The organism is Pseudomonas sp. FSL L8-0168 (assembly GCF_037976155.1).
GTDB lineage: Bacteria > Pseudomonadota > Gammaproteobacteria > Pseudomonadales > Pseudomonadaceae > Aquipseudomonas > Aquipseudomonas paracarnis.
Window position 1 is genome coordinate 2,860,951 of sequence record NZ_CP150262.1, and the last position, 25,722, is coordinate 2,886,672.

The window sequence follows — 25,722 nt, forward strand, 5'->3', positions numbered from 1 at the left end:
GGCTTTTTTGTGCGGCAATAAAGCTTAGATCGCGCCGCGCTGACGCAACAGTTCCAGCACTTGCTTGACGCTGTCTTCCAGCGACAACGCCTGGGTGTCGATCACAAGGTCGGCATTCAGCGGCACGTCATACGGGAAGGATTCGCCAGGGATGTTATCCCCACCGGCCGCGTACAAACCTTGCGGGTCACGCTCGGCGCACACCAACGGCGATGCCTGCACGTAGACGGTCAGCAGTCGGTCCGCACCAATCAGCGCCTTGGCCTGTTCACGGCCTTCGGCATCCGGCGCAACGAAGGCTGCCAGGGTCAACAGGCCGGCTTCATTGAACTGACGCGCCACATGAGCGGCACGACGCCAGTTCTCGGTACGCCCGGCACGGTCCTGCGGCAACCCTTTGTTCAGGTCGTGACGCAGGTTCTGGCCGTCCAGTACGAACACCGCACGGCCCATGTCGAACAGCTTGCGCTCGACCGCATAGGCCAGAGTGCTCTTGCCTGCGCCCGACAAGCCGCTGAACAACACCGTGGCCGGCTGCTGGCCGAAACGCAGGGCGCGCTCTTCGGTGGCGACATGCGCCAGGCTGCCGTGCTGCGCAGCGCCGCCATGACCCACCGGTGGCGCGATGATCATGCCCGCGGCGACCGTGCCGTTGGTCAAGCGATCGATCACGATGAACGCGCCGGTGGTGCGGTTGCTGTCGTAACCGTCCAGGGCGATGGCGGCGTCCAGGCTGACCTTGACCCGGCCAATTTCGTTGAGCTGCAGCGAACTCGCCGGGCCTTCGGCCAGGGTGTTTACGTCCACGCGGTGCACGATGCTGGTGATGGAACCCGGCACGTAGCTGGTGGCGCGCTTGATGTCGTATTTCTTGCCTGGCAGCATCGGTTCTTCAGCCATCCACACCAGCATGGCGTCGAAGGCGTCGGTCACTTGCGGCACGTTGTCGGCATGCACCAACAGGTCGCCACGGGAGATGTCGATCTCATCTTCCATGGTCAAGGTCACGGCCTGGCCTGGGCCTGCGTGTTCCAGCTCACCTTCAAAGGTGACGATGGATTTGACGCGGCTGCTCTTGCCCGACGGCAACACCACCACTTCGTCGCCCTTGTGCACGATGCCGCTCGCCAGGGTGCCGGCAAACCCACGGAAGTTCAGGTTCGGGCGGTTGACGTATTGCACCGGGAAACGCAGGTCGGTGTAGTTGCGGTCGTTGGCGATCTCGACAGTCTCCAAGATCTCCATCAGCGACTGGCCGGTGTACCAGGGCGAACGCTCGCTCTTGTTCACCACGTTGTCGCCCTTGAGCGCCGACATCGGCACGAAGGCCAGGGTGCTCGGCTTGAATGCGATACCTTCGGCGAACTTCAGGTAATCGGCCTTGATCGACTCGAATACGCTTTGGTCAAAGCCGTTGATGTCCATCTTGTTGATGGCCACCACGATGTGTTTGATGCCCAGCAACGAGGCGATGTAGCTGTGACGACGGGTCTGGGTCTGCACGCCGTAGCGGGCGTCGATCAGGATGATCGCCAGGTCACAGGTAGACGCACCGGTGGCCATGTTGCGGGTGTACTGCTCATGGCCGGGGGTATCGGCGATGATGAATTTGCGCTTGGCGGTGGAGAAATAGCGGTAGGCAACATCGATGGTGATGCCCTGCTCACGCTCGGCCTGCAGGCCATCGACCAGCAACGCCAGGTCTATATCGTCACCGGTGGTGCCGGACTTCTTCGAGTCGCGGGTAATGGCTTCCAGGTGATCTTCGTAGATCATCTTGGAGTCGTGCAGCAGGCGCCCGATCAGGGTGCTCTTGCCGTCATCGACGTTGCCGCAGGTCAGGAAGCGCAACATCTCTTTGCGCTCGTGCTGGCCCAGGTAGGCGAGGATGTCCTCGCTGATCAAATCAGATTGATGCGACATGACAGCCCCTTAGAAATAGCCTTGACGTTTTTTATCTTCCATCGAGCCTGCACCATCGTGGTCGATGACACGGCCCTGGCGCTCGGAAGTTCGCGTCAGGAGCATTTCCTGAATGATGTCCGTCAGCGTCTCGGCTTCGGACTCCACCGCGCCCGTCAACGGGTAGCAGCCAAGGGTGCGGAAACGTACTTTCTTTTTGACGATGCGGGCTTTGTCTTCCTCGGACAGGTGCTCGAGGATGCGGTCGTCGTCGATCATGATCAACGTGCCGTTCTTCTCGATCACCTCGCGCTCGGCGGCGAAGTACAGCGGCACGATCGGGATGCCTTCCAGGTAGATGTACTGCCAGATGTCCAGCTCGGTCCAGTTGGACAGCGGGAACACGCGGATCGACTCGCCCTTGTTGACGTTGCCGTTGTAGACGTTCCACAGCTCCGGGCGTTGGTTCTTCGGGTCCCAACGGTGCTTGCTGTCGCGGAACGAATACACGCGCTCTTTGGCACGGGATTTCTCTTCATCGCGACGGGCACCGCCGAATGCTGCGTCGAAACCATGCTTGTCCAGCGCCTGCTTGAGGCCCTCGGTCTTCATGATATCGGTGTGCTTGGCACTGCCATGGGTGAACGGGTTGATGTTCTGCGCCACGCCCTCGGGGTTGATGTGGGTAATCAGGTCCAGGCCCAGCTCCTCGACCATCTTGTCGCGGAACTTGTACATCTCCTGGAATTTCCAGCGAGTGTCGACGTGCATCACCGGAAATGGCAGTTTGCCCGGGAAGAAGGCCTTGCGTGCCAGGTGCAGCATCACGGCGGAGTCTTTACCGATCGAGTAGAGCATCACCGGGTTATCGAACTCGGCGGCGACCTCGCGGATGATGTGGATGCTTTCCGCCTCCAGCTGTTTCAGATGCGTCAGTTTGTCGACCATGGTTACTCACGGAAAAACGATCTTATGGACGGCCAGCGGGCCGTGTTCGAGCGAGGCATGCTAGCACAGCAACTTCTTCTATTTAGGGCGCCAGCTAGACCGAAACGATATATGAATATGCCGCCGAGTTTGGCGCTCAACTCGGTCAATGGGGGAGCTGGCTTGCCTGCGATACAGGCGCCGTGCTCCTTCAGGCTGACCGAGGTGATGCCATCGCAGGCAAGCCAGCTCCCACAGTGTTCAATGCTGTGCTTTAGATCGGATTGGGGCAGTCGATGAACAGATGCTCCAGGGCAAAGCGCCGCGCCAGGTAGTCGCCCAAGGCCTGCACGCCGTAGCGTTCGGTGGCGTGATGGCCGGCGGCGATGAAGCTGATGTCGTTTTCCCGGGCGCTGTGGAAGGTCTGTTCGGACGCTTCACCGCTCAGGTACAAATCGACACCCGCGGCAATCGCCTGGTCGATGTAGCCCTGGCCGCCACCGGTACACCAGCCGACGCGGCGAATCATCTCGCTGCCTTCGATCAGCAGCGGTTCGCGGCCCATCACTTCCTGCACGCGGCGGGCGAAGTCGCGGGGTGACAAGGGCTCGGCCAGGGAGCCGACCAGGCCGACGATTTTTGGGTTGCCGGGGTCCAGCGGGCCTTCGACGGTGATGTCCAGGTGGCGAGCCAGTTGCACGTTGTTGCCGACATCGGCGTGCAGGTCCAGGGGCAAGTGGTAGGCCAGCAGGCTGATGTCATGCTTGAGCAGGGTTTTGAGGCGGCGCTGCTTCATGCCGGTGATGCATGGGTTTTCGCCCTTCCAGAAGTAACCGTGGTGCACCAGCACCAGGTCGGCCTTGGCTTCGACAGCGGCGTCCAGCAGGGCTTGGCTGGCGGTCACGCCGCTGACGATGCGCATCACTTGGGGCCGGCCCTCGACCTGCAGGCCATTGGGGCAGTAATCGGCAATTTTGGCGCTGCCGAGGTAGCGGTCGGCTTCCTCGACGAGGGTAGTAAGGGGCACGGCCATAAAAGACTCCTAAATATCCCGTTCGCAGGCGTCACAGCCTCGTATAATGCGCGACATTATGGGCGCTCTCCCGCCCCCTGCAACCTGTCAGGACTTACTTGATGCTCAAGGCACTGCGTTTTTTTGGATGGCCATTGTTGGCTGGCGTGCTGATCGCGATGCTGATTATCCAGCGTTATCCCCAGTGGGTGGGCCTGCCCACACTGGATGTGAACCTGCAACAGGCGCCGCAGACCAACACAGTGGTGCAGGGTCCAGTGACCTATGCCGATGCCGTGGTCATCGCCGCTCCGGCGGTGGTCAACCTGTACACCACCAAGGTCATCAACAAGCCCGCGCATCCGTTGTTTGAAGACCCGCAATTTCGCCGCTACTTCGGTGACAACGGCCCCAAGCAGCGCCGCATGGAATCCAGCCTCGGCTCCGGCGTGATCATGAGCCCCGAAGGCTACATCCTCACCAACAACCACGTGACCACGGGCGCCGACCAGATCGTGGTGGCCCTGCGTGACGGCCGCGAAACCCTGGCCCGTGTGGTGGGCAGCGACCCGGAAACGGATCTGGCGGTACTCAAGATTGATCTGAAGAACCTGCCGGCCATCACCCTCGGCCGCTCCGACGGTTTGCGCGTGGGCGATGTGGCGCTGGCCATCGGCAACCCGTTCGGAGTGGGGCAAACGGTGACCATGGGCATCATCAGCGCCACCGGGCGTAACCAGTTGGGCCTTAACAGCTACGAAGATTTCATCCAGACCGACGCGGCGATCAACCCCGGCAACTCGGGCGGTGCGCTGGTGGACGCCAATGGCAACCTGACTGGCATCAACACCGCGATTTTTTCCAAGTCTGGCGGTTCACAGGGCATTGGTTTTGCCATCCCGGTAAAGCTGGCGATGGAAGTGATGAAGTCGATCATTGAGCACGGCCAGGTGATTCGCGGCTGGCTGGGCATTGAAGTACAGCCTTTGACCAAGGAACTGGCCGAGTCATTTGGCCTGACCGGGCGTCCAGGCATCGTGGTAGCGGGGATCTTCCGCGACGGCCCGGCGCAGAAAGCCGGCCTGCAACTGGGCGATGTGATCCTCAGCATCGACGGCGCGCCGGCGGGTGATGGCCGCAAGTCCATGAACCAGGTGGCGCGGATCAAGCCGACCGACAAGGTGGCGATCCTGGTGATGCGCAACGGCAAGGAGATCAAACTGTCGGCGGAAATCGGCCTGCGCCCACCACCGGCGACCGCGCCAGTCAAAGAAGAGCAATAACCGTCGCGACCCAAGCGCCCGTTCACGGGCGCTTGTAAGGCCATATTTCTTAGCGATTCATTCTCATTAGGCATGTTATATTGTTTCAATATCGCTATTGGAACGCTCTATCATGTCGTCTCGAAAGTTTGTGCCCTTGGCCGGCCTGGCCCTGGGTTTGCTGCTCGACCCTGCCTACGCCGAAGAAAACACCCTGGAACTGGACACCATCAGCGTCACTTCCGACGCCTATGAATCCGCTACCGGTCCGGTCGACGGCTACCGTGCCACCCGCTCTGCCAGTGCGACCAAGACCGACACGGCCTTGCGCGACATCCCGCAGTCGATCAGCGTGATTCCGGCCACGGTACTCAAAGACCTGGGCAGTACCAGCGTTGAACGCGCCCTGGAATTCGCCGGCGGTGTGTCCAAGCAAAACAACTTCGGCGGCCTGACTCTCTACGAATACAGCGTGCGCGGCTTCACCACATCCGAGTTCTACCAGGATGGTTTCAGCGCCAACCGTGGTTACCCCAGCACCCCGGACGCGGCGAATATCGAGCGCATTGAAGTGCTCAAAGGCCCCGCCGCCAGCCTTTATGGGCGTGGCGATCCCGGCGGCACGGTGAATATCGTCACCAAGAAACCCCAGCCCGAGGCCTTCACCACGCTGCAAACCAGCGCAGGCAGTTGGGACCGTTACCGCACCGCGCTGGATGTGAATACGCCGCTGGACAGCGAGAGGCGTGTGCTGACGCGAGTGAACCTGGCCGTTGAAGACAACCACAGCTTTCGCGATCACGTCGACGCCAAGCGCGTGTTCGTCGCACCCTCCTTCAGTTGGCAACTGGACCCGGACACCACGCTGCTGGTGGAAAGCGAATTCGTGCGCCACAGCTCCACCTTCGACCGGGGCATCGTCGCCAACACCGGCATGTCCCATTCCACCTTCCTCGGCGAGCCCAACGACGGTAATATCCGCAACCACAACAACCGCATTCAGGCGGCGTTGGAACACCACCTCAACGACGCCTGGAAACTGCGCCTGGCCAGCCATTACAAGCAGGGCAGCCTATGGGGCGATGCTTCGGAAAGCCGAGCGTTGAACGCAAACGGCCACAGCGTCAATCGCCGCTACCGTGAACGCTCCACCGGTTGGCATGACAGCATCACCCAGCTGGAACTACGCGGGGTGTTCGATATCGGCAGTTGGCAACATGAGCTGTTGATCGGCACCGAATACGAGGATTACCGCAAGAAAGAGCGTGTGACGACGATCGCTGGCGACTATCCCATCGACATCTACAAACCGGTGTACGGCCAGCCCAAACCCAACGGCAAACGCTCCGGTACCGACTTCTTCGAACAGACCAAAAGCCACGCACTGAACCTGCAAGACCAGATCATCTTCACCGACCGCCTGCGCGGCATGATCGGTGCGCGCTTCGAACACTTCGAACAAAGCACCGACGACTTCACCCTCAACCACGCCAAGAGCCGCCAAACCCACGACGCCTTCACTCAACGCGCCGGCCTGCTCTACCAGCTCACGCCAGAAGTCGGCGTGTTTGCCAACGCCTCCACCTCGTTCAAGCCCAATGGCGGTCTGGATGCCGGTGGCAAGTCCTTCAAGCCCGAAGAAGGCGTGGGTTATGAGGTGGGCATCAAGAGCGAGCTGTTTGACGACCGCCTCAGCGCCACTCTGGCGGCCTTTCATATCGAAAAGGAAAACGTGCTGACCCTGGACCCGGCGACCAACCTCAACCGCGCCATGGGCAAGGCCCGCAGCCAGGGCTTCGACCTGCAAGTAACCGGGCAAGTGACCGACGCAGTCCGCGTGATCGGCGCCTTGGCCTACATCGACGCTGAAGTGACCAAGGGCGACAAAATCATCCCCACGGGCAGCCGCATTCTCGGCGTGGCCAAGCGCAGCGGCAGTGTGTTGGGTGTGTATGAATTCCAGGACGGCGCATTGCGTGGCTCAGACCTGGGCGCAGCGTTCACCTATGTAGGTGACCGCTCAGGCGAAGCCGGCACAGGCTTCGAACTGCCCGCCTACCACACCGTGGATTTGCTGGCCCATTACAAGGCCACGCAGAACGTGACGGTGGGGCTGAACCTCAACAACCTGTTCAATGAAAAGTACTACGAGCGGTCCTACAGCAACTATTGGGTCAACCCCGGCGAGCCGCGCAACTTCACGGTTAGCCTGACCCTTAATCTGTAGATACAGTCAAAATGTGTGGCTTGCCTGCGATGACCATAGGTAATCACGATGCGAAGCGAGCCGCTCTTGATCTTGATCTGCTTGTGATCTTGATCTCAGGCGCCCCGTTAAACCACGCTGGCCGAACGCAGGCTTGAATTCGTGGGTAACCCGGCAGGACGCCGGGTTAGCCGCCCCGCGCCATGGATGGCGCGTGGCGGCGGCCCACGGATTCAAGCCTGTGTTCGGGCACACCGAGCCTAGGCGAGGTGCCGAGTGGTGGGGCAAGAGCCCTTTGGTTACTTTGGGCTGGGCCGGCATTCCGGCTCTTTTCCAAAGTGACCCGCTGTAAAAGCGGAACCCTAAGCAGCCGTTACCGCAGGAATGGATATGTACACAATCCAACTGTGTTGACTGCCATGCCGCCTTCGCGAGCAAGCCCGCTCCCACAGTTGGTCCGCGGGGGGTCAAGTAGGGAAGCGTCGCGGTTAGGCCGCCATCGCAGGCAAGCCAGCTCCCACAATTGGATCACCGCAGGGCTCGATTACAAGGCAACCGGCGCCCGTTCGCACAGGGTATTAAGCGCCGCCGCCCACTGCGGCTCGTCATTCAGGCAAGGCACCAACACCAACTCCTCGCCCCCCGCTTCACGAAATTGCTCGCGACCGCGATCGCCAATTTCCTCCAACGTCTCAATACAGTCGGCGACGAACGCCGGGCACATCACCAGCAGCTTCTTCACCCCTTGCTGGGCCAATGCCTCAAGGCGCGCCTCGGTGTAGGGTTCGATCCACTTGGCCCGGCCCAGGCGGGACTGGAACGCCACCGACCATTTACCCTCCGGCAAACCCAGCCGCTCGGCCACATCCCGCGCCACGCTGAAGCACTGCGCGCGGTAACAGGTGGCAAGCACTTCAGGGGATGCGTTCTTGCAGCAGTCGGCGTCCTTGAAGCAGTGCTGGCCGGTAGGGTCGAGCTTGGTCAGGTGACGCTCAGGCAAACCATGGAAACTGAGCAGCAAGTGATCGTAATCCTGCTCCACATAAGCGCGCACACTCGCCGCCAGCGCATCGAGGTACTCAGGCTGATCGTAGAACGGTTGCAGGATCGAAAACTGCACATTCAGTTGCTTGTCGCGCACCACTCGCTTGGCTTCCTCTATCACCGTTGTGACGGTGCTGTCGGCAAATTGAGGGTACAACGGCGCCAGTGTGATTTTTTGAATACCCTGGGCGGCCAGGCGCGTCAGGACCGTTTCCAGGGACGGTTCGCCGTAACGCATCGCCAGTTCCACCGGGCCTTGGGTCCACTGCGCGGTCATCTGCTGTTGCAGGCGGCGGCTCAGCACCACCAGCGGCGAACCTTCGTCCCACCAGATCGACGCATAGGCATGGGCCGATTGCTCGGGGCGCTTGATCAGGATCAGCGACACCAGCAAGCGCCGCACCGGCCACGGCAAGTCGATCACATAAGGGTCCATCAGGAACTGATTGAGGTAGCTGCGCACATCGGCCACTGAAGTGGACTTTGGCGAACCCAGGTTGACCAGTAACAACGCGTGATCGGTCATGCAACATCCTATCTTTAGAGGCGGCTGGACAAGTCGTCCAGAGCCGCACGCAACTCAGTGAACTGGAAAGTGAAACCTTCGGCCTGCAGCCGTTCAGGCAAAGCCTTTTGCCCGCCCAGCAACAAGCCGGACAACTCACCCAGGCCAACCTTCAACGCAAATGCCGGCATCGGCATGAACGCCGGGCGGTGCAGCACCTGGCCCAAGGTCTTGGCAAATTCGCGGTTGCGCACCGGGTGTGGCGCGCAGGCATTATAAGGACCGTTGGCGTCTTGCTTGTGCAGAAGAAAATCAATCAGGGCGATTTGATCCTTGATATGCACCCAGGGCATCCACTGCCGTCCATTGCCAATCGGCCCGCCCAGCGCCAGTTTGAACGGCAGCAGCAGGCGCGACAAAAAGCCGCCCTCGGCAGACAGCACCAACCCCGTACGCACCAGCACCACGCGAATGCCCAAGGCTTCGGCACGCTGGGCGGTTTCCTCCCAGGCGATACACAACTGGCTGGGGAAGTCATCCAGCACCGGGCCGCTGGCTTCGGTCAGTTCGCGCTCGCCGCCGTCGCCGTACCAACCCACCGCAGAACCGGAGATCAGCACCGCCGGTTTTTGCTCCAGGCTTTCCATCCAGGCCAGCAAGGTTTCGGTGAGGTGAATGCGACTGTTCCACAGCAATGCCTTGCGCTTGTGGGTCCAAGGCCGGTCGGCGATAGGCGCGCCTGCCAGGTTGACCACCGCGTCCACCGCGCCAATCACCTCTTGTAGACGAGCCACCCCGAGCACCTGCGCACCACACACCTGGGCGACCGTTTCCGGTTGCCGGCTCCACACCGTCAGGCGATGGCCTTGCGCGAGCCAGTGCTTGCAGAGTTGGCGACCGATCAAGCCGGTACCGCCGGTCAGCAAAATATGCATGGGACTCTCCTCATGTAACGTTCGCCGCCGCTCACTGGTCTATTTTATAAGCAGGGATCAATTTGATAATTGAGCGTGACGGGGGTTCAAGCCTTAGCTTAACCATAGGTCACGCCACACAATCAGGCACGCCAAAACTTATACCAAAAAACAATATTGTACAGCTATTGGTGTCGGCGTAGTCTGTACCCAACGGTAAAACGAGGCCTCCCATGACTGTTCCCATCGCGATCATTGGTACCGGCATCGCCGGTCTCTCCGCCGCCCGAGCGTTACAAGACGCCGGGCACGCAGTACAACTCTTCGATAAAAGCCGCGGCAGCGGTGGCCGCATGTCCAGTAAGCGCAGCGACGCCGGCGCGCTGGACATGGGCGCGCAATATTTCACCGCCCGCGACCGGCGCTTCGTCAACGAAGTGCAGCGCTGGCAAAGCAACGGCTGGGCCGAGCAGTGGAAGCCCCAGCTGTATAACTTCAAGTCCGGGCAATTGACGCCCTCCCCCGATGAGCAGATCCGCTGGGTGGGCACACCGCGCATGAGCGCCATCACCCGCGCCCTGCTCGACGACTTGCCGGTGGAGTTCGGTTGCCGCATCACCGAAGTCTTCCAGGGCACGCAGCACTGGAACCTGCTCGACGCGGACGGCGGCAATCACGGCCCTTTCAGTCACGTGATCATTGCCACGCCGGCGCCCCAAGCCACCGCCCTGCTGGCCGCCGCGCCCAAGCTGGCGAGCGCCGCCGCCGGAGTGAAAATGGACCCGACCTGGGCCATCGCCCTGGCGTTCGACAAGCCCCTGGATACGCCGATGGAGGGCTGCTTCGTGCAAGACAGCCCCCTCGACTGGCTGGCGCGCAACCGCAGCAAGCCTGGGCGCGACACCACCCTCGACACCTGGGTGCTGCACGCCACCAGCGCCTGGAGCAAGGCCCACCTAGACCTGCCCAAGGAAGCGGTGATCGAACACCTGCACGGCGCCTTTGCCGAATTGCTGCACAGCGCCATGCCCGCGCCGTCGTTCAGCCTGGCGCATCGCTGGCTCTACGCACGCCCCTCCAGCAGCCATGAGTTCGGTGTGCTGGCCGACGCCGACCTGGGCTTGTTCGTTTGCGGCGACTGGTGCCTGTCCGGTCGGGTGGAAGGTGCCTGGTTGAGTGGCCAGGAAGCGGCGCGACGCTTGATCGAGCACCTGCAATGAACCGCATCAACCCCGCCAAACTGCTGCTGTCAAAATGGACGGCAGCTCATCCTCGCCACAAGGAAAAACACTTCCTGGTCACCGAGTTGTTCCGTGACGACGAGGGCACGGTGCTGGACATCGAACTGCAGGCCATCCTGACTCGGCGCGCCGAACGCCTGCCCTGGCAGACCCTGAAAAACGCTGAAGACTGGAAAATCGGCTGGAAATAAAGCGGCGGCACAAACCTGTACAAATTATTTGACTTGTACAACATCGAGCCTATGATGAGATTTAGTTGTACAAGATTTTTAGCTTGTACAGGATTCTTGCAGAGGTTTGCTTATGTCCAGCCATGTGAAACCGAAGATCGCCATCAGCGCCTGCCTTCTGGGTGAGAACGTGCGCTTCAATGGCGGTCATAAACAGTCCCTGCTATGCAGCCAGACCCTGAGTGACTACTTCGATTTTGTCCCGTTGTGCCCTGAAGTTGCCATCGGCCTGGGCATTCCTCGGCAAGCGATCCGCCTGGTCGGCGATCCCAACCAACCGCAGGCTGTGGGCAGCGTAAACCCTGCGCTCAATGTCACTCAGCCACTGGACGATTACGGCCAGCAAATGGTCCGGGAACATACCGACCTGTGCGGCTACATTTTCATGCAAAAGTCACCGTCTTGTGGGCTGGAGCGGGTCAAGGTGTACCGCGACAACGGCACGCCCGTCGACGGTGGCGGGCGCGGTATTTACGCCCAGGCGTTTTGTGCCCGCCACCCCAACCTGCCGGTGGAGGAAGACGGTCGCCTGAACGACCCGGTGCTTCGAGAAAACTTCCTCACCCGCGTATTCGTGTACGCCAGTTGGCAGCAACTGTTGGCCGACGGCCTTACCCGTCACCGCTTGCTGACGTTTCACTCGCGCTACAAGTACCTGCTGATGGCCCACAGCCCGGCGCATTACAAAAGCCTGGGCCACTTGCTCGGCAGCATGGGCAAGGGCATTGACCTGCAAGCTTTGGCCGACGGCTATTTCAGCGAACTGATGGCGGGCCTGAAAAAATGCGCGACTCGCGGTACCCATACCAATGTGCTGCAACACATCAGTGGCTACCTCAAGCAGGCCATCAGCGCCGATGACAAACAGGAAATGCAGACCGTCATCGGCCAATACCGCCACGGCATCGTGCCACTGGTGGTGCCGCTGACCCTGCTCAAGCACCACTTTCGCCAACATCCGGACCGCTACATCGCGCAGCAGGCCTACCTGCAACCGCACCCGGAAAACCTCAGCCTGCGTAATGCGATCTAACCCATGAAACCTGCCCTGCTCGACGAACCCGGCGAAGACATCGCCCTGGCCCTGGAAAACGGTTGGCTGCCGATCCGCGAGGTGGCGCGCCAGACCGGCGTGAATGCGGTGACGCTGCGCGCGTGGGAGCGCCGCTACGGCCTCATCGTGCCCCAGCGCACGCCCAAAGGGCATCGGTTGTTCAGCGCCGAACACGTGCAACGCATCCAGGCCATCCTCACCTGGCTCAATCGCGGCGTGCCGGTCAGCCAGGTCAAAGGGCTGATCGACTCCGCCCAAGGTAGCCCGGAGCCGATGGAAAACGAGTGGCAGAGCCTGCGCCAGCATTTGGTGAGTGCCATCAGTGAACTGGCCGAGCGCCGGGTCGATGACGCCTTCAACCAGGCCATGGCGCTGTACCCACCACGCACCTTGTGCGAGCAACTGATGCTGCCGCTGCTCAACGAGCTGGAACAACGCTGGCAGGGCCAGTTCGGCGCGCAGATGGAGCGGGTGTTCTTCTTGTCCTGGTTGCGCAGCAAGTTCGGCGCACGGATCTATCACAACAATCGTCAACTCCACGGCGCGCCGCTGTTGCTGGTCAATCATTCCGACCTGCCCCTGGAACCCCACCTCTGGCTCAGCGCCTGGCTGGCCAGCAGTGCCGATTGCCCGGTGGAAGTGTTCGATTGGCCGCTGCCGGTGGGCGAACTCGCCCTGGCGGTGGAACACCTGCAACCGCGTGCGGTGCTGCTGTATTCGAGCAAGGCGTTGCAGGTGCCGGCCCTCAGCAAACTGCTGGGCGGCATCCGTTGCCCAACCGTGATTGCCGGACCAACGGTGTGCATCCACCACGCCGAGTTGGGCGTATTAACCCAGGACATCCCTGAGTTGTCCGTGGCCGAGGACCTGTTGTCGGCCCATCAATTATTGATCCAGCGTGGAATTGTCTGAATGCATCTGATCTGGCTGCGCACCGACTTGCGCCTGCACGACAACACTGCCCTGGCGGCCGCGAGCCAGCGCGGCCCCGTCGCGGCTGTTTACCTGATCACACCCGAGCAATGGCAGGCGCATGATGACGCGCCGTGCAAAGTCGATTTCTGGCTGCGCAACTTGCAGCATCTGAGCCAGGCACTGGACAACCTCAACATCCCCCTGTTAATCCGCCACGCCGCGACCTGGGACCAGGCGCCGACGGTACTGAGCCAACTGTGCCGCGAGCTGTCGGTGGAGTCGGTACACGTCAACGAGGAATACGGCATTCACGAGAGCCGCCGCGACCGCGCCGTGGCCCAGGCCCTGGAAGCTGACGGCGTGACCTTCCACAGCTACCTGGACCAACTGTTTTTCCAGCCGGGTAGTGTGCTGACCAAGACCGGCACCTACTTCCAGGTGTTCAGCCAGTTCCGCAAGGTCTGCTACAGCCGCCTGCACAGCGCCCTGCCCCGCGTGGTGCCGACGCCAAAGGCCCAGGCCGAGCCTGGCGTGAAAAGCGACCCTGTGCCGACGGCAGTCGAAGGGTTCCAGACACCCAGCGAAACCTTGCGTGCCCTCTGGCCCGCTGGCGAAGACGAGGCGCGCCGTCGCCTCGATGCCTTCGCTGATCAGCAGATCAGCTATTACAAGGACGAACGCGACTTCCCGGCCAAGCCCGGCACCAGTCAGCTTTCTGCCTACCTGGCCGCCGGAGTGGTTTCGCCGCGCCAGTGCTTGCACGCCGCGCTGCAAACCAACCAGGGCGAGTTCGAAAGCGGCGACATCGGCGCCATCACCTGGATCAACGAGCTGCTGTGGCGCGAGTTCTACAAGCACATCCTGGTCGGCTACCCACGGGTTTCCCGCCACCGCGCGTTTCGCCCGGAAACCGAAGCGCTGGCCTGGCGCAAGGCGCCCGAAGACCTGGCCGCCTGGCAACAGGCGCGCACCGGCTTGCCGATCATCGACGCGGCCATGCGCCAATTGCTGGAAACCGGCTGGATGCACAATCGCCTGCGCATGGTGGTGGCGATGTTCCTGACCAAAAACCTGCTGATCGACTGGCGCGAAGGCGAGCGCTTCTTCATGCGCCACCTGATCGACGGTGATCTGGCGGCCAACAACGGCGGCTGGCAGTGGAGTTCGTCCACCGGCACCGACTCGGCGCCGTATTTCCGGATATTCAGCCCGCTGAGCCAATCGGAAAAATTCGACGGCGACGGCGTGTTCATCAAACGCTGGCTCCCGGAACTGGCCGCGCTGAATAAAAAACAAGTGCACAACCCCGAAGCGGCTGGCGGCCTGTTCGGCGTGGCGGATTATCCGCGTGCCATCGTCGATTTGAAACAGTCTCGCGAGCGTGCCTTGGCCGCATTTCGCCGGCTGCCTTCGCGTCAGGAGATGGCCGAACATGAGTGACTTCCTGCGCCAGTTCGCCCACACCTTCGCCACGTTGGACAAGCACAACCTGCACCTGCTCGGCCGCCTGTACAGCGAGGAAGTCGCCTTCGCCGACCCCCTGCATGAAGTTCAGGGCCTGCCAGCGTTGCAGCGTTACTTTGCCGACTTGTACAGCAACGTCAGCGAGCTGAATTTTGACTTCCACGGCTTCGATACCGTGGCCGAAGGCGAGGGCTACCTGCGCTGGACTATGCGTTTTCGTCACCCACGCCTGGCCGGCGGCCAGGTGATCGAGGTGCCAGGCTGTTCCCATTTGATGTGGCACGACAAGGTTTACCGCCATCGCGACTACTTCGATGCCGGCGCCCTGCTCTATGAACATGTCCCCCTACTGGGTCGCGTTATTCGTTGGCTGAAAAGGAGAATGGGATGAGCCTTACACCGCCCCGTCGTTATTGGCTGACCGGCGCCAGCAGTGGTATCGGTGCGGCGCTGGCCGTGGAGTTGCTCGAGAGCGGCGCCCAAGTGGCCCTGAGTTCCCGCACCCAAGGCCCGCTGGATGCCCTCGCCGTTCGATATCCAGGCCAGGTGCTGGTGGTGGCCGGCGACCTGACCAACAGCCAGACCGTGCGCGAGATCGGTGAGCGTATCAGCGAGGTCTGGGGTTCGCTGGACACGGTGATCCTCAACGCCGGCACTTGTGAATACGTCGACGCCCGGCAATTTGACGCCTCGATCATCGAGCACGTGGTGCGTACCAACCTGCTGGCGAGCAGTTATTGCATCGAGGCCGCGCTGCCGCTGTTGCGCGCCGGGCGTACCCCGCATCTGGTGGGCGTGGCCAGTGCCGTGACCTACCTGCCCATGCCTCGCGCCGAAGCCTACGGCGCGTCCAAGGCCGGCCTGCGTTACTTGTTCGAATCCCTGCGTATCGGCCTGTCGCCAGAAAACATCGATGTCACGGTGATCAGCCCAGGCTTCGTCGACACGCCGCTGACCGAGCGCAATGATTTCCCGATGCCCCTGAGCTGGCCGGCCGACAAAGCCGCGAAACACATCTTCGCCAAGCTGGAAAAACGCCCGCTGGAAATCGCCTTTCCGGCCCTGTTCATTGCCACCTTGTGGCCGCTGTCGAAGCTGCCCAACCGCGCGCAACTGATCATCGGCAAACGCATGCTGCGCAGCCCGCCACCGAAGAAGGACGACCTGTGAAGATCGCCATTATCGGCAGCGGCATCGCCGGGCTGACCAGCGCCTACCTGCTCAGCCGTCGCCACGACATTACGCTGTTCGAGGCCAGTGACTGCATTGGCGGGCATACCCACACGGCCAAGGTGACGGTCGACGGCAAAAGCTATGCGGTGGACACGGGCTTCATTGTGTTCAACGACTGGACCTACCCCAACTTCATCCGTCTGCTGGAGCAGATCGGGGTCAGGTTCAAACCCACCGAGATGAGCTTTTCGGTGTGTGACCAAAGCACTGGCTTTGAGTACAACGGCAACAACCTCAACAGCCTGTTTGCCCAGCGCCGCAACATCCTGTCGCCGGGGTTCTGGGGCATGTTGCGCGATATCCTGCGCTTCAATCGCCAGGCGCCCCTGGACTTGCAAGAGCAGCGCATCAGCGCCGACATGACCCTGGGCGATTACCTCACCGCTGGCGGCTATGGCCCCAGGTTTATCCGGCATTACATCGTGCCGATGGGCGCGGCCATCTGGTCGATGTCCCTGGCCGATATGCTCAAGTTTCCGCTGCAGTTTTTTGTGCGTTTCTTCAAGAACCACGGCTTGCTCTCGGTGAGCAACCGCCCGCAATGGTGTGTGATCGAAGGCGGCTCCAGCTGTTATATCGAGCCGCTGACCCGCAGCTTTCGCGAACAGATACGGCTTAACTGCCCTGTGCATAAGGTGCAACGCAGCGACGAGGGTGTGGTTATCCACAGCCCGGCCGGCAGCGAAACCTTCGACCGCGTGGTGTTCGCCTGCCACAGCGATCAGGCCCTGGCCTTGCTCGATGACCCCAGCCAGGCCGAACAGCAGATCCTCGGTGCCCTGCCCTACGCCGACAACGACGTGGTGCTGCACACCGACACACGCCTGCTGCCCGACCGCAAACTGGCCTGGGCCAGCTGGAACTATCGGCTGACGGGCAACGTGCAACAACAGGCCGCCGTCACCTATGACATGAACATCCTGCAAGGCATCGACAGCGCCACTACCTTTTGCGTCAGCCTCAACCAGACGCCGATGATCAACCCGCTGAAGATCCTGGCGCGCTACACCTACGCCCATCCGCAATACAGCCTGGCCGCAGTCGCCGCACAGGCACGCTGGGAAGAATTGAACGGCGTGCGCAATACCTTCTACTGCGGGGCCTACTGGGCCAACGGCTTTCACGAAGACGGCGTGGTCAGCGCTCTGCGCGTGGCCCAGGCGTTTGGGGAAACCCTGTGAACAGCGCCCTGTACAGCGGCTGGATCGCCCATCGGCGGTTTACGCCCAAGGCCCACGCCTTTCGCTACCGCATCGGCCTGCTGTACCTGGACCTCAGCGAAGAGGACGAAGTACTGGGGCTCTCGCCGCTGGCTGGCACGAGTCGCCTGGCGCCTTTCGGTTTCCGCCAGCAGGATTACCTGCGTGAATTCACGCGCCACGGCATGAGCTTGAGCGATGCTGTGCGCGACGAAGTCGGCAAGGCCCTGGGGCATACGCCCCAGGGCGCTATCTGCCTGCTGACCCAGGCCCGCAGTTGGGGCCTGGCTTTTAACCCGGTGAGTTTCTTCTACTGCTTCGAGGCTGACGGGCGACTGGCCGCGATCCTGTGTGAAGTGACCAACACCCCATGGCGCGAGCGCTATCACTACGTGCTGCCTGCCCAGGCACTGGGCGCCGATGAGCACCAGCATTTCGCCGTGGCCAAGGCCTTCCATGTGTCGCCGTTTTTGCCTCGCGAGCTGGAATACCGCATGAGTTTCAGCCCGCCCGCCGCCAGGCTCGGCGTGCATATGGCCGATTGGCAGGGCACGCAAAAAGTCTTCGACGCCACCTTGAGCCTGGAAAAACAGGCACTGAGCCGCGCCAGCCTGCATCGCTATCTGTGGCGCTTCCCCTGGATGACCGCCAAGACCGGCCTTGCGATCTACTGGCAAGCCTTGCGCCTGCTGCTCAAACGCACACCGATTTTTTCCCACCAGGCCGCCGATGGCGCCTCTCGCACCGCAGTCGGGTATACCAAGGATCGCCACCATGAAATCCCCTAGCTTATCGGTCAAGGCTAACCGCCTGAACGTCAACGGCATGACCGCTGCGCTGTTGCGCAAAGGCGTGTTGCGCCAGCTCAGCCAATTGCGCCACGGCCAGTTGGTGATCATCGAGGATGGCGAGCGGCAAGTCTTCGGCGCACGGGAAGCGCACCTGCTGGGCGAGATCCAGATTCTCGACGCGGCGGTATGGGGGCTGGTAGCGGCCAATGGATCGATCGGCGCTGGCGAAGCGTTTATCCATGGTTACTGGACCAGCCCCGACCTCACCGCCGTCGTGCGGGTGATGGTCAGCAATCTGGAGGTGCTCGACGCCATGGAAGGCGGGCTGGCACGCCTGGCCCGGCCGTTCACTCAGGGCCTGCACTGGCTCAACCGCAACACACGCAAAGGCTCGCAAAAAAACATCGCCGCCCATTACGACCTGGGCAACGACCTGTTCGAAGAATTTCTCGACCCCACCATGATGTACTCGGCGGCGCAGTTCCTGACGCCTGATGACACCCTGGAGCAGGCACAGCTGAACAAGCTGGCGCGGATTTGCCAGAAACTGGCGCTCAAGCCCAGCGACCATCTGCTGGAAATCGGTACCGGCTGGGGCAGCATGGCGTTGTATGCGGCGCAGCATTATGGTTGTCGGGTCACCACCACGACCTTGTCCAAGGAGCAGTTCGCCTACACCGCCCAGCGTATCGAGGCGCTGGGCCTGCAAGATCAAGTGACCGTGCTGCTGAGCGATTACCGCGACCTCACCGGTGAGTACGACAAGCTGGTGTCGATCGAAATGATTGAAGCGGTGGGCCATCGTTTCCTGCCCACCTATTTCAAACAATGTGCCCAGTTGCTCAAGCCCGACGGCCTGATGCTGCTGCAAGCCATCACCATACGTGAACAGCGCTTTGAACAGGCCAAGCGCAGCGTCGACTTTATCCAGCGCTACATCTTCCCCGGCGGCGCGCTGCCCTGTGTGCAAAACATGCTGCAGATCGTCAGCCGCGACACCGACATGAACCTGCTGCACATGGAAGACTTCGGCCTGCACTACGCTCGCACCCTGCGCCTGTGGCATGAAAACTTTCGCCGCGCCCATGGCCGTCTTGCGGAACTCGGTTATGACGAATACTTCCTGCGCCTGTGGGAGTTTTACCTGTGCTACTGCGAAGGCGGCTTTATGGAGCGCACCATCGGCACCGCGCAGTTGCTGCTGGCCAAACCGGCGGCCATCAATCCGCCGCTGCTCGGGCGTTTCAGTGCTTAAATCCCTGGCCAATGCCGTGCTGTTTCAGTGCGGCTGGTTTGCCTGCGTACTCGGCGGCGATAGCCGTTGGTTGCTGATCGGCGTCGCGGTACTGGGCGCACACTTGCTGTGGATAAGTGCTTGGGCAAGAGAGGGGCAAGTGATTCTGGCCGTGACGGTGCTGGGAACGCTGGTCGATACAGCACTGCGCGGGCTCGGCGTGTTTGAGTTCAATACGCCGGGACCACTGATTCCGCTGTGGCTGATACTGTTATGGGCCTTGCTGGCCACCACCTTGCGCCATTGCCTGGCCTGGAGCGCACGGCCCTGGTGGCTGGCCAGCCTGCTAGGCGCGGTGGGCGGGCCGTTGTCTTATTACGCCGGCAGCCAATTGGCAGGCGTGAGTTTTGCGTACGGCACCACCCCGACACTGATCGGCCTGGCGCTGTTATGGGCCATGCTCTTTCCGCTGTTGCACGGGGTTGCACAGAGGCTGGAATACTGACGCCCGTCCGAGCATTCATACGCGTCTAGCGCACTTGCCTTACACTGCGCGCCTATGACCAACATCCCTCACATTCAAATCACCGAACCCGTCACCTGCTCGACGTGCGCGGCCTGTTGCTGCCAGCTGGAAGTCATGCTGATCACCGACACCGGCGTGCCGCAACGCTTTATCGATACCGACGATTGGGGAGGTGAGGTGATGCTGCGCCTGGACGACGGCTGGTGCGCAGCGCTGGACCGCGACACGATGATGTGCACGATCTATGAGCTTCGGCCGTTGATTTGCCGGGAGTTCGAGATGGGGGCGCCGGAATGCCTTGAAGAGCGCGAAGGTATTACCACGGCCTATCGCTGACCCCGAACTTCGTGACGATCACGGGCTTGTGTGGGAGCGGGCTTGCTCGCGAATGCGGTGGGTCAGTCTAAGTATGTGCTAGCTGATACACCGCTTTCGCGAGCAAGCCCGCTCCCACAGGGGGGCCAAGTGTTCTTGAGATTAGAGCGGCATGGTGTAGTGCAGCGAGTAGCTCTCTACCCCATCGTTATTGCTGCTGATGCCGGCATTGGAATAATGCGTGGCACGAATGCCCACTTCATGCCCGCCGTTGAACCGCAGGCCGAAACCCAGGCGGTCTTCGAACTGGAAGGACTGGCCGATGTTGTTGTCTTCCAGCCGAGTGCGGGAGAACAACGCCACGCCGATACCGGCTTCGATGTAGGGCTTGACCGACTCGCCGGCAAACTCATACACAAATACCGGCGAGAACGACAGGCTGCTGGCGCCTGCACGGTCGTCCCCTTCCCAATAGGTATAGGCGCCGCTCCAGTAGCCGGTCAGTCGGCCGACATTGCTCTGCATCCAGCTTTTGTCCCAATCGGAGGTCAGGCCCAGGCGGTAGGTCAGCGTCGAATCGCTGGTGCTCCCCAAGCCGAACTCCAGGCCGGCGGCCTGGGCTGAAACAGAGTGTCCCAACATAGCGGCCGCAATCGCAGCCAAACAGAACAAGCGCTTCATGTGAAACGTCCTTTGCAAACGGAATAATTGGGTTATGTACAGGCTAACGGGCTATAGAAGCCGACGCATAGCCAGAAGTTCAGCTTTTTTTCAGTGTTATTTCACGAAATTTTCACGAGCCAAAGCTTCGCACAACTCCAGGATGTTTCCAAAGTGTCGGTAGGATATTTCTTAGGTGACACAGATCGCCGCTGGTCCAGAACTGTGCAGGTTCAGGTTCGCCAACGGCCAGCAGGTCGCGCTCACCCAGCAAGCGCTTGAGCTGGCGCGCCACGGCGGCGCCGGTATCAATGAGGATGGTGCTGGGGGGCAGCATCTGCGCCAGGAGTGGCTTGAGGAAGGGGTAATGAGTGCAGCCCAGGATGATGGTGTCGCAACCGGCGCTGAGCAGCGGCTCTACATAGCCTTGCAGCAGGGCGCGCAAGGCCGGGCTGTTGAGGTCGCCGGCTTCAATCAGCTCCACCAGGCCTGGGCACGGCTGGGTAATCACTCGCACATCGGTGGCGAAGCGGTCGAGCAAGGCGGCGAACTTGGCGCTTTGCAGGGTACCGGTGGTGGCGAGCACACCCACCACGCCACTGCGCGTGGCTGCGGCCGCAGGTTTCACCGCAGGCTCCATACCGACCAATGGCCAGTCAGGGTAATCCTGGCGTAAGTCGGCCACGGCGGCGACAGTCGCCGTATTACAGGCAATCACAAAGGCCTTGGCGCCCCGCTCGCGGAAAAACTCAGCGACCGAGCGAGAACGCTCAAGAATGAACGCCGGCGTTTTCTCGCCATAAGGAATGTGCCCGCAGTCAGCCACGTACAACAGCGACTCGTGGGGCAACAACTGCTGGATTTCTTCCAGCACCGTGAGGCCGCCGATGCCGGAATCGAACACACCAATAGGCGCGCCCTTAACCATGCTTTGCCCCGCAGACGCTGCAGCCTGGGTCACGCTTGACGCGCAACTCGCGAAAACGCGTGGTCAGCGCATCGATCAACAACAGGCGCCCCACCAACGGCTCACCAAAACCGGCCAGCAGCTTCAAGGCTTCCAGCGCTTGCAGGCTGCCCACCACCCCCACCAACGGCCCGACAACGCCGGCTTCGCTGCAGGTCAGTTCAGTGTCGCTGCCGTGCCCGTACAAACAGTGGTAACAGGGGCTGTCGGCGCGACGGGGGTCGAATACCGACAACTGCCCCTCAAGGCGAATGGCCGCGCCACTGACCAGGGGTTTGCCGGCGGCGACGCAGGCCGCGTTGACCGCCTCGCGGGTAGAGAAGTTGTCGCTGCAATCGAGCACCAGGTCCACTGCGTTGACCGCAGCGGCCAGCGAGTCGGCATCCAGCGCAGCACGATGGGCGACCAGGGTGACTTGAGGGTTGATCGCCCTCAGGCGCCCCATGGCCGAATCGACCTTGGTCTGCCCCACGCTGTCGGTGTCATGGATGATCTGGCGTTGCAGGTTGGTCAAATCGACTGTATCGAAATCCGCCAAGTGCAATTCGCCCACCCCGGCAGCGGCCAGGTAAAGCGCCACCGGAGCGCCCAGGCCACCCAGGCCGACGATCAACGCGCGACTCTGCTTCAGGCGCAATTGGCCGTCGATGTCGACAGGCTGCAACAGAATCTGCCGGCTATAGCGCAACAGCTCCTGGTCGGTCAGCACGGGCGGCGCCCCAAGGTGATGCGTTGGTGACCGCCGAGGTCGATGCGGCTATGTACGCCTTCGAACCCCTGGTTCAGCAACAATTCGCGCACGGCCTGGGCCTGGTCGTAACCGTGCTCGAGCAACAGCCAGCCTCCGTCGTTCAGGTGGTCAGGAGACTCTTGGGTGATCAGGCGCAAGTCGTCCAGACCATCGTGCCCCGCCACCAGCGCACTGGCCGGTTCGAAGCGCACATCGCCGGCCGCCAGGTGCGGGTCATTGTCGGCAATGTAGGGCGGGTTGCTGATGATCAGGTCGAAGCGGTGGCCTTGCAGGGCGCTGAACCAATGGCTGTTGAGCACCGTAGCGTTATTGAGGTGCAGACGTTGACGATTGCGCTCGGCCAGGGCCACGGCCTCCAGCACGCGGTCGACCGCCGTGACCTGCCAGGCCGGCCGTTCGCTGGCCAGGGCCAAGGCGATGGCACCGCTGCCGGTGCCCAGGTCCAGGATCTGGGCGGGCGTGGCGGGCAGCAATTCCAGGGCAGCTTCCACCAGCAACTCAGTTTCCGGGCGGGGGATCAAAGTGTGCGGTGCTACTTCCAGGTCGAGTTTCCAGAAGCCTTGCTGGCCGAGGATATAGGCCACCGGCTCGCCGCTGCGGCGGCGCTGCAGGTAGCCGGCAAAGGTCAGGGCGTCTTCGCTGCTGACGATCTTTTCCGGCCAGGTATGCAGGTAACTGCGCGATTTGCCCAGGGCAGCGGCCAACAGCAACTCCACGTCCAGGCGCGCCGTCGGCGAGTCGGGCAGGTCAGCGGCGCGCAGCAGGCTGGCAATGATGGTCATTCAGTCACCTATCGCCGCCAGTTGGTCGGCCTGGTATTCGGCGAGCAACGGCTCGATCACCGCATCCACGCCACCGGCGAGAATTTCGTCGAGGGAGTACAGGGTGAGGTTGACCCGATGGTCGGTAACCCGGCCTTGGGCAAAGTTGTAGGTGCGGATACGCTCGGAGCGGTCGCCGGAGCCCACCAGCAGCTTGCGTTCGCTGGCAATTGCGTTGGCCGCGGCGCTGGTCTGCTGGTCGTTCAACTTGGCCGACAACCAGGACATGGCCCGTGCACGGTTCTTGTGCTGGGAACGTTCTTCCTGGCACTCCACCACAATGCCCGACGGCAAGTGAGTGATACGGATCGCCGAGTCGGTCTTGTTAACGTGCTGGCCACCCGCGCCGGATGAGCGGTAGGTGTCGACGCGCAAGTCCGCCGGGTTGATCTCGATGGCTTCCTGTTCGTCCGGCTCAGGCAACACCGCGACGGTGCACGCCGAGGTGTGGATACGGCCTTGGGACTCGGTGGCCGGCACCCGCTGTACGCGGTGCGCACCGGACTCGAACTTCAGCTTGCCATAGACGTTGTCGCCTTCAACCCGGGCGATGACTTCTTTATAGCCGCCGTGCTCGCCCTCGTTCTCGGAGAGGATCTCCACCCGCCAGCCACGACGCTCGGCATAACGCGAATACATGCGGAACAGGTCGCCGGAGAAAATCGCCGCCTCGTCGCCACCGGTGCCGGCGCGGATTTCGAGGAACACGTTGCGTCCGTCGTTAGGGTCCTTGGGCAGCAACATGCGTTGCAAGTCACCCTCAAGCTCAGCGAGTTTGTCCTTGGCTTCGCGGACTTCTTCCACGGCCATTTCACGCATGTCCGGGTCGCTGTCCTTGAGCAGGGCCTGGGCACCTTCGAGGTCGGCCTGGACTTTCAGCAGGTTTTTATAGGTGGCCACAATGGGCTCAACTTCGGCGTATTCCTTGGAATAGGCACGGAATTTGGTCTGATCGGAAATGACCTCGCCATCGCCGAGCAAGGCGGTCAGTTCTTCGAAACGGTCCTGGAGCACGTCCAGTTTATTGAGCAGTGACGCTTTCATTGCGGTTTTTTATCCGAAGAGCTGTCTGACGCGCCCTCACCGAGGGCAAAGAGTTCCTGGGCCATGGCCAGCGCATCGAGGCGGCCTTCGGCGGTAAGCTTTTTCAACTGGACGCTAGGCGCGTGAAGCAGTTTGTTGGTCAGGCCACGGGCCAATTGCATCAGCACCTCTTCGGCGCCACTGCCATTGGCCAGCATGCGCTGGGCCTTGAGCAACTCTTCATCACGCAGGCGTTCACCCTGCTGACGATACGCCTTGAGCACATCCACTGCCGCCAGTTCACGCAGGCGCACCATGAAATCTTCGGCACCGGTGCTGACCATTTCCTCGGCGGCCTGGGCGGCACCCTGCCGGCTCTTGAGGTTTTCAGCGACCACTTCATGCAGATCATCGACGCTATAAAGGTAAACGTCGTCCAACTCGCCGACTTCGGGCTCGATATCCCGGGGAACGGCGATATCCACCATGAAGATCGGCTTGTGCTTGCGCAGCTTCAACGCGCTCTCGACCGCGCCCTTGCCCAGAATCGGCAATTGGCTGGCGGTGGAACTGATGACGATATCACTGCGTACCAGTTCAGCGGGAATGTCCGACAGCAGCACCGCATGCGCACCGAACTGCTCGGCCAGAATGCTGGCGCGCTCCAGGGTGCGGTTGGCGACCACGATGCGCTTCACGCCAAGATCGTGCAGGTGACGGGCCACCAGGGTGATGGTTTCACCAGCGCCGATCAGCAGGGCCTGGCTGCGCTGCAAGTCGCTGAAAATCTGCTTGGCCAGGCTCACAGCGGCAAAGGCCACGGACACCGGGTTTTCGCCGATGGCCGTATCGGTACGCACTTGCTTGGCGGAATTGAAGGTGGCCTGGAACAGGCGGCCCAGCAATGGGCCGACAGTGCCGGCCTCACGGGCCACGGCGTAGGCAGACTTCATCTGGCCGAGAATCTGCGGTTCACCCAACACCAGCGAGTCGAGACCGGCCGCCACGCGCATCATGTGACGAACTGCCGCATCCTCTTCATGCACATAAGCGCTGGCGCGCAGGTCATCGAGGCTCAAATGGTGATAATCGGCCAGCCAGCGCAGCACCACATCCGCCGAGAGATGTTCCTGCTCTATATAGAGCTCGCTGCGATTGCAGGTCGAAAGAATCGCAGCTTCGCGGCTGTCGGTAAGCCGGCAGAGCTGCTGCAGGGCCTCAACCAACTGCTCTGGCGTAAACGCCACGCGCTCGCGCACGTCTACGGAGGCAGTCTTGTGGTTAATACCGAGTGCGAGGAAGGCCATTCAATATCGCTGATGATGTCGGGAAGCCGACAATTGTCCTACTTCGAAAGATCCAGAACAACCACCGTCGTCTATTGTCCCTATATCTTATGCCTATCAATGCACTTTTGTAGGAGCGAGCAAGCTCGCGCCTACAAAGGAAAGGCAAAAGGCAGCAATAGTCGTATTCCGAGTGCCCCGGTTATGTTTGGCCGAAGGCTTGTGTCATGATGATCCGAC

General features: G+C 61.5%; 25 protein-coding genes. 14 read left to right on the plus strand and 11 right to left on the minus strand.

The window, feature by feature from the left end:
- Window positions 1-24 precede the first annotated feature (24 nt).
- The 3 genes from cysN to MHH62_RS12680 all read right to left on the minus strand — a co-directional run bounded on the left by cysN (window position 25) and on the right by MHH62_RS12680 (window position 3,862).
- On the minus strand, window positions 25-1,923 hold the full coding sequence (gene cysN, locus MHH62_RS12670; RefSeq protein WP_003188392.1) for a sulfate adenylyltransferase subunit CysN: 1,899 nt from the start codon (window positions 1,921-1,923) through the stop codon (window positions 25-27).
- A gap of 9 nt (window positions 1,924-1,932) precedes the next feature.
- On the minus strand, window positions 1,933-2,850 hold the full coding sequence (gene cysD / locus MHH62_RS12675; RefSeq protein WP_168224139.1) for a sulfate adenylyltransferase subunit CysD: 918 nt from the start codon (window positions 2,848-2,850) through the stop codon (window positions 1,933-1,935).
- Window positions 2,851-3,103: 253 nt separating this feature from the next.
- A complete protein-coding gene (locus MHH62_RS12680; protein WP_014716853.1) occupies window positions 3,104-3,862 on the minus strand; it encodes a Nif3-like dinuclear metal center hexameric protein in 759 nt (252 codons plus the stop codon).
- Window positions 3,863-3,963: 101 nt separating this feature from the next.
- Between MHH62_RS12680 and algW the strand changes: the two genes are divergently transcribed.
- Window positions 3,964-5,124 (plus strand): Do family serine endopeptidase AlgW, encoded by a 1,161-nt coding sequence (gene algW / locus MHH62_RS12685; protein ID WP_003188388.1) that lies wholly within the window; start codon window positions 3,964-3,966, stop codon window positions 5,122-5,124.
- 112 nt (window positions 5,125-5,236) lie between these two features.
- The gene (locus MHH62_RS12690) at window positions 5,237-7,330 is read left to right on the plus strand and encodes a TonB-dependent siderophore receptor (RefSeq protein WP_339233010.1); all 2,094 of its coding nucleotides are present in this window, start codon (window positions 5,237-5,239) and stop codon (window positions 7,328-7,330) included.
- A 523-nt stretch (window positions 7,331-7,853) separates the two neighbouring features.
- Here MHH62_RS12690 and hemH read toward each other — a convergent pair.
- Both hemH and MHH62_RS12700 read right to left on the minus strand, forming a co-directional pair.
- Window positions 7,854-8,879: a ferrochelatase gene (gene hemH / locus MHH62_RS12695; protein WP_014716851.1), complete on the minus strand. Its 1,026-nt coding sequence runs from the start codon at window positions 8,877-8,879 to the stop codon at window positions 7,854-7,856.
- A 14-nt stretch (window positions 8,880-8,893) separates the two neighbouring features.
- A complete protein-coding gene (locus tag MHH62_RS12700; RefSeq protein WP_020302487.1) occupies window positions 8,894-9,793 on the minus strand; it encodes a TIGR01777 family oxidoreductase in 900 nt (299 codons plus the stop codon).
- Window positions 9,794-10,005: 212 nt separating this feature from the next.
- Between MHH62_RS12700 and MHH62_RS12705 the strand changes: the two genes are divergently transcribed.
- The 12 genes from MHH62_RS12705 to MHH62_RS12760 all read left to right on the plus strand — a co-directional run bounded on the left by MHH62_RS12705 (window position 10,006) and on the right by MHH62_RS12760 (window position 19,995).
- A complete protein-coding gene (locus tag MHH62_RS12705) occupies window positions 10,006-10,992 on the plus strand; it encodes an FAD-dependent oxidoreductase (RefSeq protein WP_014716849.1) in 987 nt (328 codons plus the stop codon).
- A complete protein-coding gene (locus MHH62_RS12710) occupies window positions 10,989-11,204 on the plus strand; it encodes a TIGR02450 family Trp-rich protein (RefSeq protein WP_014716848.1) in 216 nt (71 codons plus the stop codon). The genes MHH62_RS12705 and MHH62_RS12710 overlap by 4 nt, the downstream gene beginning before the upstream one ends.
- A gap of 112 nt (window positions 11,205-11,316) precedes the next feature.
- Entirely contained in the window at window positions 11,317-12,276 is a 960-nt protein-coding gene (locus MHH62_RS12715) for a DUF523 and DUF1722 domain-containing protein (RefSeq protein ID WP_339233011.1), read from the plus strand.
- A 3-nt stretch (window positions 12,277-12,279) separates the two neighbouring features.
- The gene (locus MHH62_RS12720; RefSeq protein WP_032903986.1) at window positions 12,280-13,209 is read left to right on the plus strand and encodes a MerR family transcriptional regulator; all 930 of its coding nucleotides are present in this window, start codon (window positions 12,280-12,282) and stop codon (window positions 13,207-13,209) included.
- Window positions 13,210-14,652 (plus strand): deoxyribodipyrimidine photo-lyase, encoded by a 1,443-nt coding sequence (gene phrB, locus MHH62_RS12725; RefSeq protein WP_122365600.1) that lies wholly within the window; start codon window positions 13,210-13,212, stop codon window positions 14,650-14,652.
- Entirely contained in the window at window positions 14,645-15,067 is a 423-nt protein-coding gene (locus MHH62_RS12730; RefSeq protein ID WP_339233012.1) for a nuclear transport factor 2 family protein, read from the plus strand. The genes phrB and MHH62_RS12730 overlap by 8 nt, the downstream gene beginning before the upstream one ends.
- Window positions 15,064-15,846 carry an SDR family NAD(P)-dependent oxidoreductase gene (locus tag MHH62_RS12735; protein ID WP_014716843.1) on the plus strand — a complete coding sequence of 261 codons (783 nt, stop codon included), beginning with the start codon at window positions 15,064-15,066 and terminating at the stop codon, window positions 15,844-15,846. Before MHH62_RS12730 ends, MHH62_RS12735 begins: the two co-directional genes overlap by 4 nt.
- A complete protein-coding gene (locus tag MHH62_RS12740) occupies window positions 15,843-17,090 on the plus strand; it encodes an FAD-dependent oxidoreductase (protein ID WP_020302483.1) in 1,248 nt (415 codons plus the stop codon). Before MHH62_RS12735 ends, MHH62_RS12740 begins: the two co-directional genes overlap by 4 nt.
- Window positions 17,087-17,896, plus strand: a complete 810-nt coding sequence (locus MHH62_RS12745; protein WP_014716841.1) for a DUF1365 domain-containing protein — start codon at window positions 17,087-17,089, stop codon at window positions 17,894-17,896. The genes MHH62_RS12740 and MHH62_RS12745 overlap by 4 nt, the downstream gene beginning before the upstream one ends.
- Entirely contained in the window at window positions 17,883-19,154 is a 1,272-nt protein-coding gene (locus MHH62_RS12750; protein WP_020302482.1) for a cyclopropane-fatty-acyl-phospholipid synthase family protein, read from the plus strand. Before MHH62_RS12745 ends, MHH62_RS12750 begins: the two co-directional genes overlap by 14 nt.
- Window positions 19,147-19,638: a DUF2878 domain-containing protein gene (locus MHH62_RS12755; protein WP_038448807.1), complete on the plus strand. Its 492-nt coding sequence runs from the start codon at window positions 19,147-19,149 to the stop codon at window positions 19,636-19,638. The genes MHH62_RS12750 and MHH62_RS12755 overlap by 8 nt, the downstream gene beginning before the upstream one ends.
- 54 nt (window positions 19,639-19,692) lie before the next feature.
- Complete coding sequence (locus MHH62_RS12760) at window positions 19,693-19,995, plus strand: YkgJ family cysteine cluster protein (RefSeq protein ID WP_003188364.1); 303 nt, start codon at window positions 19,693-19,695, stop codon at window positions 19,993-19,995.
- A gap of 141 nt (window positions 19,996-20,136) precedes the next feature.
- On the opposite strand, the gene MHH62_RS12765 is transcribed toward MHH62_RS12760, so the two are convergent.
- The 6 genes from MHH62_RS12765 to hemA all read right to left on the minus strand — a co-directional run bounded on the left by MHH62_RS12765 (window position 20,137) and on the right by hemA (window position 25,503).
- Entirely contained in the window at window positions 20,137-20,655 is a 519-nt protein-coding gene (locus MHH62_RS12765; RefSeq protein ID WP_014716838.1) for an acyloxyacyl hydrolase, read from the minus strand.
- A 112-nt stretch (window positions 20,656-20,767) separates the two neighbouring features.
- A complete protein-coding gene (gene murI / locus MHH62_RS12770; protein WP_032903976.1) occupies window positions 20,768-21,562 on the minus strand; it encodes a glutamate racemase in 795 nt (264 codons plus the stop codon).
- The gene (locus MHH62_RS12775) at window positions 21,555-22,310 is read right to left on the minus strand and encodes a molybdopterin-synthase adenylyltransferase MoeB (RefSeq protein ID WP_020301462.1); all 756 of its coding nucleotides are present in this window, start codon (window positions 22,308-22,310) and stop codon (window positions 21,555-21,557) included. Before MHH62_RS12775 ends, murI begins: the two co-directional genes overlap by 8 nt.
- Entirely contained in the window at window positions 22,304-23,134 is an 831-nt protein-coding gene (gene prmC / locus MHH62_RS12780; protein ID WP_014716835.1) for a peptide chain release factor N(5)-glutamine methyltransferase, read from the minus strand. The genes MHH62_RS12775 and prmC overlap by 7 nt, the downstream gene beginning before the upstream one ends.
- The gene (gene prfA / locus MHH62_RS12785) at window positions 23,135-24,217 is read right to left on the minus strand and encodes a peptide chain release factor 1 (RefSeq protein WP_014716834.1); all 1,083 of its coding nucleotides are present in this window, start codon (window positions 24,215-24,217) and stop codon (window positions 23,135-23,137) included.
- Window positions 24,214-25,503, minus strand: coding sequence for a glutamyl-tRNA reductase (hemA, locus tag MHH62_RS12790; protein ID WP_003188356.1), 1,290 nt, complete (start codon window positions 25,501-25,503; stop codon window positions 24,214-24,216). The genes prfA and hemA overlap by 4 nt, the downstream gene beginning before the upstream one ends.
- Between the last annotated feature and the right edge of the window lie 219 nt (window positions 25,504-25,722).